This window comes from Chryseotalea sanaruensis, from assembly GCF_003990915.1.
GTDB classification, from domain to species: domain Bacteria; phylum Bacteroidota; class Bacteroidia; order Cytophagales; family Cyclobacteriaceae; genus Chryseotalea; species Chryseotalea sanaruensis.
On the sequence record NZ_BHXQ01000001.1, the window covers coordinates 427,208 to 440,022 of the forward strand.

Consider the following 12,815-nt stretch of genomic DNA (forward strand, 5'->3'; position numbering starts at 1 on the left):
ATACGAGTATCAATTAATCTAATCACTCACTACTAAATTATTACATGAACTTTGCAAGCTATTTCGAAACAGTTAAGAATAACCTGATAAACTGGTTAAGCGATGATGGCCTTAAAGTACTGGGAATTGCCATTGCTGCATTTATTATTATTAAAGTAGTTAATAAAGTAATCAAGAAATCACTTAGAGTAATGCTGGCCGTGAGACGCGAAGCAGAAAGTTTAGGTGAAGTCAAACGCCAGCAAACACTGGAACGCATAATGATGGGCGTGGCAACTGTGAGCATTTCAACAATTGCCTTGTTAATGGTATTGCAACAAATGGGTTTAGATATTGGCCCCATATTGGCAGGTGCTGGCATTGTCGGACTAGCAGTAGGTTTTGGTGGACAGTATCTTATCCGTGATATTATAACAGGCTTGTTTATTGTATTGGAAAACCAATACAGAATAGGCGATGTTGTTAACCTGGACGATACAGGTGGGTTAGTAGAAGACATAACATTGCGAATGACTACGTTACGGGACTTGAACGGTACTGTGCATCATGTGCCACATGGGGATATCAAACGTGTGGCAAATTTGTCAAAAACCTTTTCGCGCGTAAACATGAATATTGGCGTTAGTTACAGCGCTGACCTGGATCAGGTTGTGACCGTAATCAATAGGGTAGGCAATGAATTAGCCCTTGATGAAGCCTGGAGTGAAAAAATTATTACACCACCACAGTTTCTTCGTGTTGATGATTTTGGAGATTCTTCTATTGTTATAAAAATTGTTGGTGAAACCCAACCTATAAAACAGTGGGAGGTATCCGGGGAATTTAGAAAACGTATTAAAGCAGCCTTCGATAAGGCTGGAATAGAAATCCCTTTTCCGCAACGTGTTATTCATCAGGCTACAGTGGCTGAGTAATAGTTCCTTGGTTTAATACTCCTTTAAACGTTAACAACAAATTACTTCTCTAAGCAAAAATTCATGTCAGACAAAACATCAAGATTACTTATTATTTCGAACCGTTTACCCATTCAATTAACAGAACGAGGTAGTAAGGTAAGCATGCGCGAAAGTGATGGAGGTTTGGTGAGTGCCCTGAAGAGTTACTTTGACAAAACAGCTACAAGCAACTTGTTCTCAGAAAAAATATGGATTGGTTCAGCGGACTTTCCCGAAGAACGATGGACGCGCTATAAAGCAAAAAATACCGGTGGAGCAACATTTGAGATAGAGCCACTATTTGTTCCGGCAAAAGAGTATAACCATTACTACAATGGCTTTTGCAATGCTACACTCTGGCCATTATTTCATTACTTTCCCAGTTATACAGAGTATTCAGACGATACCTTCAAAAGTTATGAGGAAGTAAATGAATTGTTTAGTGAAAAAATTCTCTCTATCCTAAAACCAGGAGATACTGTCTGGATACACGATTATCAACTCATGCTGCTGCCGGGAATGATCCGCGAAAAGAGACCTGATGTATCCATCGGTTTTTTCTTGCACATTCCTTTTCCGTCATATGAGATTTTTCGTTTGCTGCACAATCGTTGGAAAGAAAGAATTATCCATGGTTTGTTAGGAGCTGATTTAATTGGTTTTCATACACATGAATATGTGCAGCATTTTTTAGACAGCGTTCAGCGAACGATCGGTTTAACCCACAAGTTCAGGCAATTAAACTGGCAAGGCAGAAAGGTAAAAGCCAACATTTTTCCATTGGGCATTGACTACGAGAAATTTCATGACATGCCTGATACACCTGAAGTTAAGGAAGAGAAGAAAGCAATTATTGATAAGTTTGGACAGCTCAAGGTTATCTTCTCAGTAGACCGACTCGATTATACGAAAGGCATTACACACAGGCTTTCTGGTTTTGAACGCTTTCTTGAGTTATATCCTGCGTGGCGTGAAAAAGTTATTTTTATTTTAGTTGTTGTTCCCTCACGTCAGATCATTTCTAAGTATAACGAACGTAGAAAAATGATTGAAGAGCAAGTGAGTCGGATTAATGGGCGATACAGCACCTTGCAATGGCAACCCATTCTATATCGCTACAACACACTCAAGTTTTGGGAGCTTAATGTTATGTATCAGGTGGCGCATGCTGCACTGATTACTCCTTTACGCGATGGTATGAACCTGGTAGCAAAGGAGTTTGCAGCAAGCAGAAAGCAACAAGATGGTGTTTTGATTTTGAGTGAACTGGCAGGAGCGGCCCATGAGATGACCGAAGCCATATTGGTAAATCCAACAGATAAAAATGAAGTAGCACATGCTATTTCGCACGCTTTGGGCATGGACCATGGTGAACAGCGTGAAAGAATGATTGAATTGCAGAAGCGACTAAAGAAGCAGAATGTTGTAAACTGGGTAGCTTCTTTTTTCGATGATTTAGATGCTATTACAAAAGCGCAACGCAATGCAGTTACGGTGTTGCTTAGTGATAAACATATATTAAACATCAAGGAAGGATTTGAAAAAGCAAATACAAGACTAATATTTCTCGACTATGATGGAACACTGGTCGCTTTTCAATCTTCACCGGAGGCAGCAGTCCCTTCATCAGAATTATTGAACTGGCTTAAGGCAGCAGCTTTAAATCCACAGAATCAAATCGTTATCATTAGTGGTAGAAATTTAGATGCATTAGAAAAATGGTTTGGAGATTTGCCGATTCATCTCATTGCCGAACATGGTACACGTATACGACAAGTTGGAAGTGATCGGTCAACAGAAACAATCGCCCCTTTTGTAGATAAAGAATTAATACGCGATACCTTTGAGATGTTTACAGAACGCTGCCCCGGATCATTCATAGAAGAGAAGCGACACTCCCTTGCCTGGCATTACCGAAATGTAGATGAAAAAACAGGATTTCTTCATTCAAGAGAATTAATGGATTGTCTTTTTCATCTATTGAGAAACTCTTCATTTAACCTGATCGATGGTAATAAAGTAATTGAGGTGAGACCTTCTACTGTTGATAAAGGCACCGCTGCTTTGCTCTTGAAACAACAAATTAATCCAGATATAACCATTGCCATAGGCGATGATGTAACTGATGAAGACATGTTTGAAGCTTTGCGAGAAGATGCCATCACTATAAAAGTAGGTGAGGGGGAAACAAAAGCAAAGTACAGATTACCCGCACAACAACATGTTAATCCTTTTCTTCAAACTGTAATTAAACGCATTAATGACTAAACATCAATACAATCTGGGAGTTATTGGCAATTGTTCTTACCTGGCTTACATAGACAAACAAGCGAGTATAAAATGGTTATGCTGGCCACGCTTCGATTCATCTTTTGTATTTGGTTCTCTGCTCGATAACGAAAAAGGAGGAGAGTTTTCCATACAACCTGAAGGTGAGTTCACGACCGAGCAATTTTATTTTGAGAATACCAACGTACTCTGTACTGAATTTACAACGCCACAGGGTAGGTTCAGGGTATTGGATTGCGCACCAAGATTCAATCAGTACGAAAGAACCTTTCGACCGCTTATGCTTGTGCGTAAAATTGAAATACTGGAAGGGGCACCTTCAATTAAGATTGTTTGTAACCCACGAACAGATTATGGTCAAGGTGGGTCTGCACATGTAGTGGGCAGTAACCACATAACCTTTACCGGTTACGACACCCCCATGCGACTTACAACGAATGCATCGTTGAGTTATATACAAGAGCAAACTTCTTTCATCCTGAATAAAAGCCTTTACCTGGTACTCACTTATGGTGAACCTTTGGAAGCGCCATTAAAAACAACTGCTGAGGATTTCATTAACAAGACCATAAGGTATTGGCAGGATTGGATTAAGAGTACTTACATCCCTGATATCTATCAGGCGCAAGTAATCCGTTCCGCCCTCGTGCTTAAGTTACACCAGTATGAAGATACAGGAGGCATCATCGCTTCCGGAACTACCAGTTTGCCAGAGCATGATGGTAGTCAGCGTACATGGGATTACCGCTACTGTTGGTTCAGGGATTCTTACTACACATTAAAAGCCTTTAATGAGATTGGTCATTTCGATGAACTTGAAAAGTACTTCGAGTTTATAGAAAACATACTTATGCGTAATCAGGAACGAATAAGTCCTTTATATACTATTAAAGGGGAGGAGCCACCTGAAGAGATTCATCTTCCTCTGGCTGGTTATTTAGACAATCAACCAGTACGCATTGGTAACAAAGCTTTTGAACAAATTCAGAATGATGTCTACGGGCAGATTCTTGTTGGTTTACTCCCCTTGTTTACAGACAAGAGATTAACGCTTAATAAGAGAAGTTCATTTCGTCCACTTATTGTAAGGCTGCTGGATTGGATAGAAAAAACCATGGACGAACCAGACGCAGGTTTGTGGGAGTTTAGAAATGTTAAACAAGTACACACCTACACCTTGCTTTTTCATTGGGCAGGATCGGAGGCTGCTTGTAAGCTGGCAAGAATACTTAAAGATGAGGAGTTGTTTGAAAAAGCAGACCGACTACGTAAGCAGGCAGCTATTCAATTAGAAATGTGCTACGATACCGAACGTAAGGTGTATTCTCAGGCCATGGGGGTTACGCATCTCGATGCCAGCACACTTAAGATGATCACCATGAATTATCTTGATCCAACGTCAGAGAAAGCAAAACTTCATTTAAGAGAATTAGAGAGCCTGTTGAAAACCGAACAGGGTTTATTTTACAGATACTTACATCCTGATGATTTTGGTAAACCGCATGCAACGTTTCTGGTATGCGCATTTTGGTATGTAGATGCGCTGGCATGCGTGGGGAGGGTAGACGATGCCCGAAAAACCCTTGATACGATCTTATCCTTTTCTAATCACCTGGGTATCTTCAGTGAAGATGTAGGTTTGGATGGTTCGCAATGGGGTAATTATCCGCAGACCTATAGTCATGTAGGATTAATCAATGCTGTGTTCAGAATTGCCAAGAAAATGGATTTACCGGGCTACTTAAATTAATAGGTCAAGTATCGCCTTCCACAAGGGACGATACGAACTTTTGATCTCAGTTTTATTCGGTTCTATTTTCCACCAAGCTAAGCACATTTACGAATTGGAGGTGTGCCGTTGATGCTCCTCGTCTCCTGCGGGAGGCGGGGAGTGGACAATGTTTGTTTACACCATGTCAAGTATCGTCTCCCGCTTCAGGGAGATACGAACATTTGAAATGTATTCAAGTGATGAAGGCCTATTACTTTATAATGTGCTGATTATTAGCATATAAGAAGGGCTGAGCTGCAACAGCTTCAAAGAACTTATAAATGGCAAAACTACCTTTCTGAAAGCTTTTAAGTTGCTTTAAATCAATGATTTGATTTAACCAAACAATTAAATAGGTTTCCTTTTTGAGCATTGGGATAACTGTCGATACACCACGGAATCCCCACCAATTATTAGTAATTAATATGTGCGTTTGTTGGTTATAACCATTCTCCAAAAATCAGAAGGCAAAATCAAGTAAGGATAAAAATTGAAACTTAGTATATCGCTTTAATCCTTATTAATCCAAATTTTTAATTGCTACGCTTCAAGGGGTTGTAATCTAAAAAGCTTTGCAATTTGAGAATGCAAATGGAAACTTTAGGGATATTCTGGAATTGATTAATACTACTAAACAAGATTAGAAAGTTGAACACATGCCATAAGTTAGAAACTGTCTGTAATTTAGTGGTTGGTAAATGTTATCTTTCAATTAATATTGGGTTACAGTAAATGGTCTTGCTATAGCTCAATAGCATCGATTAACGATAGAACTTAGCCCCTATGAAATTCCTTAGCAAGCGCCAAGATCAATTTGATTATGAAGCTGAGCGCACGTGTTTAACATGTGATAATAAATTTCAAGGCAAATATTGTGGTAGATGTGGAGAGAAGATATTACTACCAGAAGAAAAATCTATCAGGGAGGTTCTTGGCGGAATTCTTAACGCCTTTACTTTTCTAGAAGGAAAGTTCATTAGAACATTAAGCTTAATTATTAAAAATCCAGGTAAACTATCTAAGGATTTTGCAGCAGGTATTCGACAGCCCTACATGAAACCTGTTTCTATTTTCTTTGTAGCCAATTTTATTTTCTTTCTCTTTCCGTTCATGACTAGCAATTCTTTAAGTACACCATTGCAATATCAATCTACCATGTTGGTTTATGGTAAGTATGCGAAAAGTATTATTGACAGTAAAATAGTTGACGAACAAATAGCCTTTGAAGTTTTAGCTAAACGCTACAAAACAAAATCCGATAGCTTAGCTAAAATGTTGATAGTGATAATGGTGCTGCTTGCTGCCATACCGTTAGCATTGCTGAATTATTCTTCCAAACGATATTTTGCTGATCATGTTTACCTTTCATTTGAACTTAATGCATACTTTTTATTTGTGAATATGATAGGCTTATCTATTTTTTTAATGATGTTGGTGGCTGTGTTTGATATGCTTCAACTACCTCCTCTTCAAATAAGTGATAAATTCTTTGGTTTCGTCTCACCTTTAATTCTTTTATATTTCATTATTCGAGGTTTTAAAACCCATTATGGATACAAATGGGTTACCGCAACTTATAAATCTTTGCTAATGTTATTGTCATTGTATATAGCGAATATTATTTATAAAGGAATTTTATTCTACATATCTATACGAACAATTTAAGTTACAATTTGGTTTTTTCAGTATGTGCCTCATTTTTTTATCCCTCAATAACCACCCAAAATACAAACTCATTGTCGCGGCTAACCGCGATGAATTCTATCAACGTAAAACAGCAGCAGCAGAATTTTGGCCTGATCATCCTGAAATTTTAGGTGGTCGCGATTTAGAAGCCAGCGGTACCTGGATGGCCATGAACAAAAATGGCCGCGTGGCCTTGGTAACAAATTACCGCGATTTAAATAATCTTAAACAAACAGCACCTTCACGAGGCGCGTTGGTTTCTGATTTTTTGCTAACTGACATACACGCTAACGATTATTTACAAGGCATTGAACCGAAAGCGTCTGTGTACAATGGTTTTAATTTGTTAGTAGGTAATACTGATGAGCTTTATTATTTATCAAATTACAAACGAGGCATTGAGAAACTGAATAATGGTATTCATGGTTTAAGTAATGCTTTGTTAAATACCCCCTGGCCAAAGATAGAAAGGGGTAAAGAGCATTTTGCTTCATTTATCGACAAGCAAGATGTTGACCCTGAGGTTTTATTCAATATGCTTTACAACGAAGAGCGAGCAGCGGATGCCTTGCTACCAGATACGGGCGTGGGGATTGAGCGTGAACGTATGCTGTCTGCTATGTTTATTAAAAGTCCCAACTACGGCACGCGATGCTCTACCGTAATGCTTGTAAATCATAATAATCACGTGCAGTACTATGAACGTGTATATGATCTGCAAACTTTTGCATACAGTACCCGTACTTATGAGTTATTTGTGTAGCACCTCGGTGATATTTAAAAAATGCTATACTAAGAAGGCAAAGCCGTTGATTACAATACAATCCGTCAGACCGCTGAATACTGAAGCAATCAGCGGTTAGACAGGTCTGAGGTAATGGCATGCCTAACTATATTTTTTAATTCTTATCCGTAATTTCAAGTATGAGTAAAAAATCCAAATTGCCTTTTGCCTTACGTTCTATACAGTGGTTATTTCCTAAGGTTGAAGCCGTTTCACCTGTATTGGCTGCTCGTTGGTTTCAGCACTTATTTTTTACACCGATTCGTTACAAGTCGCCCGAAAAAGAACTAGAGATTGCGCGTAGTGCTCAACAATACAAACTTCTTGTGGGAGAAAAGAATATTCAAATTTATACCTGGGGTGAGGGCGTTTCTGTTTTAATGATCCACGGTTGGGCAGGCAGAGGTACACAGTTCAGAAAGTTTGTTGAGCCCTTTACAGCACAAGGCTTCAAGGTTGTAGCCATTGATGGTCCGGCTCATGGAAAAAGTGATGGCAGCAAGACTGAAATTATGGAGTTCGCCAGGGTAATAGAAAGTGTGTACAATAAAGAACAAGCCGTAGCCATTATTGCCCATTCATTTGGGGGGGTGGCAAGCTTGTATGCCATGGCAAACGGACTTCAAAACAAAGTTCAGATTAATATTGCCAGCCCAACTATTGGGGAAGAAATCATAAAATCCTTTCTTAAAGCATTAAAGGCCTCAGAACGAATAGGTAAATTGTTTCGCGACTTTATTCTTAAGCAGACAGGCAAGCGTTTTGAAGAATTTTCTGCCCTTGAGATAGTCAAGCAAATACCTCATGAATTTGATCTTATGCTTGTGTATGATGAAGACGATGATGAAGTGACCATGGAGCATGCTCATGCCATTAAAAAGGTTTATCCACAGGCCAATTTATTCCAAACCAAAGGGTTAGGGCATAATAGGATTCTGAAAGAGGACAGGGTGATTAACCGTTGTGTAACATTTATCCAGCAAAAAACGTCAATACAGCAATAATTTTGATCTGAAATTGTAATTTTTAAGACTTAACGCTACTTATTATACATGAAAATCATCGAAACCAAGAACATTTCACGCGAGTACAAAATGGGTGATAACATTGTGCGTGCTTTGCAGGATATTTCCATTACCATCGATAAAGGTGAATATGTGGCCTTTATGGGCCCTTCAGGTTCTGGTAAGTCAACCTTAATGAACATCGTAGGCTGTTTGGATACACCCAGTGGTGGATCGTACATTCTAAATGGTCAGGAGGTAAGCGATATGACAGAGAATGAACTGGCCATGGTACGCAATAAAGAAATTGGTTTCGTTTTTCAGACTTTTAACCTCTTGCCAAGAGCTTCCGCTTTGGAAAATGTAGCCCTTCCGCTTGTTTATGCCGGATACGGTAAATCAGATCGTGAAGAAATAGCAATGGAAGCACTAAAAAGTGTTGAATTGGATAACCGTTGGCACCATAAGCCTAACGAATTATCAGGCGGACAGAGACAACGTGTGGCCATTGCCCGAGCTTTAGTGAATAGCCCCTCTATTATATTGGCAGATGAACCTACTGGTAACCTCGATTCTAAAACATCGTACGGAATCATGAACCTATTCCAAGAGCTTCATGATAAAGGTAATACCATCATTATGGTGACACACGAAGATGATATTGCTCACTATGCGCATCGTATTATCCGTTTGAAAGATGGTTTGATCGAGTGGGATAGAAAGAATGAAAATGTAAACAGGGGAGAACCTGTTGAACACTAATCCTGTTTCAGTGTTGAAAGTCAATATCCTTTTTGGATATTGTTCATCATTTTGAAACGCTTATGAAAATCTATACAAAGACAGGAGATCAGGGAACGACATCATTGTTTGGAGGCAAACGTGTGTCTAAATCAGATTTACGTATTGATACATACGGCACAGTAGACGAATTAAATTCCTACATCGGTTTGCTTAGAGATCAGGAAGTGAACCAGAAACGGCTAAATGATTTACTGGAAGTTCAAGACCGTCTTTTCACTATTGGCTCTATACTTGCCACTGAGCCTGGTAATCAAAAAGTTAAAATTCCTCACATTCAAGAAAACGACATTGATTTCTTGGAGAAACGTATGGATGAAATGGATGCTAACCTTCCACCTATGCGATTTTTTGTGTTACCGGGCGGGCATCAATCAGTTTCATTTTGTCATATCGCCAGAACAGTATGCAGACGCGCTGAACGTTTAACGATTGCACTTAATGAAACCGATACGGTAGATCCATTGGTTATCAAATACCTCAATCGCTTATCAGATTATATTTTTGTGTTATCCAGAATGATGTCACAAGAACTTAATATTTCAGAAAGTCCCTGGAAACCAAGGATGTAGCTTTTCTACTTTCTATTCAATGTCGTTTATATAAGCTTCCATATTCATCCTCTCCTTTAGAGCGGAGTTGGTGGTGAGGCAAGAAAATGGCTTAACTCAACGACATTCACTCCCAAATTCCTAACAATCGTTAGTCGTCTTCGGATTATTAAATTATCTTGCCGAAAAATCAGTAAAACGACATGATAGCCACTGAAAAGATCAGCATTCAAAAAGTATCGAAAAGCCGTTTACCGGAAATTGATTTTTCCAACATCCCTTTTGGAAAGATTTATACAGACCACATGTTTTTGGCTGATTATAAAGAAGGCGAATGGCAGAATTTCAGAATTGTGCCCTATGGCTATATGCCTATTAGCCCGGCAACACCAGCCTTGCATTACGGCCAATCTATTTTCGAAGGTATGAAAGCCATTAAAAGTAAAGACGGATCGGCCTACGTTTTCAGGGCACTCGATAACTGGAAACGCATGAACATTTCTGCTGAAAGAATGTGCATGCCATACATACCCGAAGAACTTTTCATGGAGAGTTTAAGCGCTTTAATAGAGCTAGACAGATCATGGATACCAACTGCCGAGGGTAGCTCACTCTACATCAGACCTTTTATGTACTCTGCTGACGAGTACATCGGTATAAGACCATCAGAGAATTTCACTTTTCAAATTATACTTTGCCCGGTAGGTTCTTATTATTCAACTCCGGTAAAAGTAAAAATTGAGAAACACTATACAAGAGCAGTTGCAGGAGGAACCGGTTTTGCGAAAGCAGGCGGTAACTACGGAGGTGCTATTTACCCTGCTAAAATGGCGCAGGATAAAGGTTACCATCAACTTGTTTGGACAGATGGTGTTGAGCACAAATACATTGAGGAATCAGGAACCATGAACGTAATGTTTGTGATGGACAATACGTTGATCACACCAGCGTTAAGCGATTCAATTTTGGCAGGTATTACACGCGATAGTGTTTTGAGCCTTGCACGTCATTGGGGCATGAAAGTAGAGGAGAGAAGAATTTCTGTAGATGAATTAATAGCCGGCTTGGAAAAAGGAATAGTTACAGAAGCCTTTGGTGCAGGAACAGCAGCTACAATAGCGCATATTGAATTGATTGGACACGAGGGCAAAGACTATCACCTTCCTCCAATAGAAAAACGTGAATTTTCTAATAGAGTTTATAAAGAACTAGATGCTATAAAAAGCGGAAGTCAGCCTGATCCATTTGGATGGATAACAAAAATATAAATAAAAAGCGCCTTTAGTCAGGCGCTTTTTTTATTTTAAGACGATGATAAGATTCTTTCTCTTTGTGTTTTTGTTGGTTAGCATCAACAGCTTGTGTCAAAACCAATTACTGATCATTAAAAATGACAGAGTGATAGTGCGTTACCAGCCAGGTGATGAATTCGTGTACAAGCGAAAAAGCAAGAAGGAGAAGACGCGTTCTTTCATTATATCCATAAATGATTCAACTATTGTTACCAACGTAGATACAATAGCTACACATCAGGTTGAACGAGTTTATTTCAAACAAGGCAACTTTCTAAACGTTGTAGGTGGCTTTTTGGTAACAGGAGGTGTTCTTATTTTTTTAGTTGATCAGGTAAACGTACTATTTGTCCAAGGAGATGAGGCTTCTATTAACGAAAATGTAGCCACAATTAGTCTTGTTTCTATTGGCATAGGATTACCAATGATGTTAGCAAAGAAGAATGCGCACAGGGTTGGTTTTAAAAAGAGATTAAGAATCATCGACCGCAATTCCCCATTTTACTATACTGAATCACGTTTTCAACCTAAAGGATATATTTCACCTCACATTCCCAGAAATTAATACCTTTGCCAAAAATTTTTTATCATGACAAACGAGCAAATCAAAGACCTTAAGAACCGCGTGGTTGCCTTAAGGCGATATCTTTGACTACGATCGCAAGAAAGTAGAAGTAATTGATCAGGAGCTGATCACTCAACAAGCCGATTTCTGGAATAATCCTAAGCAAGCTGAGGCTACGTTGAAAACCATGCGATCTGTGAAAGTGTGGACAGATGCCTTTGATGCTGTAAATAAACGCGTAGAAGATTTAGAGGTGCTTAACGAGTTTCATGATGCTGGTGATGCATCTGATGAAGAACTGGAACAAGAATATCAAAGAACAGCCAAGGCAGTTGAAGAACTAGAGTTTAAGAAAATGCTTAGCCGAGATGAAGATCAGTTAAGCGCCATTCTTGAAATCAACCCTGGAGCTGGTGGTACCGAAAGTAACGACTGGGCAGATATGCTCAACCGCATGTATATTATGTGGGGTGAAAAGAGTGGTTACGATGTAAAGCAAATTGATTACCTGCCTGGCGAAGTTGCTGGCATGAAATCTGGTACGTTGGAGATAGACGGGCCTTTTGCTTACGGTAAGTTGAAATCTGAAATTGGTGTTCATCGTTTGGTTCGCATTTCTCCCTTCGACTCAAATGGTAGAAGGCACACTTCTTTTGCCTCTGTTTTTGTCTATCCTAAAGTTGACGATACAGTTGAAATTGAAATTAACCCAAGCGATGTCGAATTGCACACCTCTCGCTCAGGTGGAGCTGGTGGACAGAATGTAAACAAGGTTGAAACCAAAGTACAGCTTACACATAAGCCGACTGGTATCGTAGTAGTATGCCAGGTGGAACGTTCACAGCATGCAAACCGCGAACGAGCCATGCAAATGCTAAAGTCGCGCTTGTTCCAAATGGAAATGGAAAAGCGTAACAGCGAACGCGATAAAGTAGAGGCTGGTAAAATGAAAATTGATTTTGGTTCACAGATTAGAAATTATGTGTTGCATCCTTATAAATTAGTGAAAGATGCAAGAACCGCTGTAGAACGCACAGATGCACAAACGGTGTTGGACGGAGATTTAGATGATTTTATAAAAGCATTTTTATTGGAAGCACAAGAGCAATCAAGTACAAAAAATTAAGTTAATTCTTG

Annotated in this window: 11 protein-coding genes; all 11 read left to right on the top strand. The window is 39.2% G+C overall.

The window, feature by feature from the left end; translation table 11 throughout:
• Positions 1-44: 44 nt before the first annotated feature.
• A complete protein-coding gene (locus SanaruYs_RS01735; RefSeq protein WP_127120781.1) occupies positions 45-914 on the top strand; it encodes a mechanosensitive ion channel family protein in 870 nt (289 codons plus the stop codon).
• Positions 915-977: 63 nt separating this feature from the next.
• Positions 978-3,203, top strand: a complete 2,226-nt coding sequence (locus SanaruYs_RS01740; RefSeq protein ID WP_127120782.1) for a bifunctional alpha,alpha-trehalose-phosphate synthase (UDP-forming)/trehalose-phosphatase — start codon at positions 978-980, stop codon at positions 3,201-3,203.
• Entirely contained in the window at positions 3,196-4,974 is a 1,779-nt protein-coding gene (locus SanaruYs_RS01745; protein WP_127120783.1) for a glycoside hydrolase family 15 protein, read from the top strand. Before SanaruYs_RS01740 ends, SanaruYs_RS01745 begins: the two co-directional genes overlap by 8 nt.
• An 804-nt stretch (positions 4,975-5,778) precedes the next feature.
• On the top strand, positions 5,779-6,660 hold the full coding sequence (locus tag SanaruYs_RS01750; RefSeq protein WP_127120784.1) for a DUF3667 domain-containing protein: 882 nt from the start codon (positions 5,779-5,781) through the stop codon (positions 6,658-6,660).
• Between the two features lie 22 nt (positions 6,661-6,682).
• On the top strand, positions 6,683-7,444 hold the full coding sequence (locus tag SanaruYs_RS01755; RefSeq protein ID WP_127120785.1) for an NRDE family protein: 762 nt from the start codon (positions 6,683-6,685) through the stop codon (positions 7,442-7,444).
• Positions 7,445-7,605: 161 nt separating this feature from the next.
• Positions 7,606-8,469: an alpha/beta fold hydrolase gene (locus SanaruYs_RS01760; protein ID WP_127120786.1), complete on the top strand. Its 864-nt coding sequence runs from the start codon at positions 7,606-7,608 to the stop codon at positions 8,467-8,469.
• Positions 8,470-8,517: 48 nt separating this feature from the next.
• On the top strand, positions 8,518-9,231 hold the full coding sequence (locus SanaruYs_RS01765) for an ABC transporter ATP-binding protein (RefSeq protein WP_127120787.1): 714 nt from the start codon (positions 8,518-8,520) through the stop codon (positions 9,229-9,231).
• Between the two features lie 62 nt (positions 9,232-9,293).
• Entirely contained in the window at positions 9,294-9,842 is a 549-nt protein-coding gene (locus SanaruYs_RS01770) for a cob(I)yrinic acid a,c-diamide adenosyltransferase (protein ID WP_127120788.1), read from the top strand.
• Positions 9,843-10,024: 182 nt separating this feature from the next.
• Positions 10,025-11,089 carry a branched-chain amino acid aminotransferase gene (locus SanaruYs_RS01775; protein WP_127120789.1) on the top strand — a complete coding sequence of 355 codons (1,065 nt, stop codon included), beginning with the start codon at positions 10,025-10,027 and terminating at the stop codon, positions 11,087-11,089.
• A gap of 43 nt (positions 11,090-11,132) precedes the next feature.
• A complete protein-coding gene (locus tag SanaruYs_RS01780; protein ID WP_127120790.1) occupies positions 11,133-11,678 on the top strand; it encodes a hypothetical protein in 546 nt (181 codons plus the stop codon).
• 24 nt (positions 11,679-11,702) lie between these two features.
• Positions 11,703-12,804, top strand: a protein-coding gene (gene prfB, locus SanaruYs_RS01785) for a peptide chain release factor 2 (RefSeq protein ID WP_127120791.1) whose coding sequence is annotated in 2 segments (ribosomal slippage) — positions 11,703-11,762 and positions 11,764-12,804 — 1,101 coding nt in all. Because the reading frame shifts where the segments join, the coding sequence is not laid out codon by codon here.
• Positions 12,805-12,815: the final 11 nt, after the last annotated feature.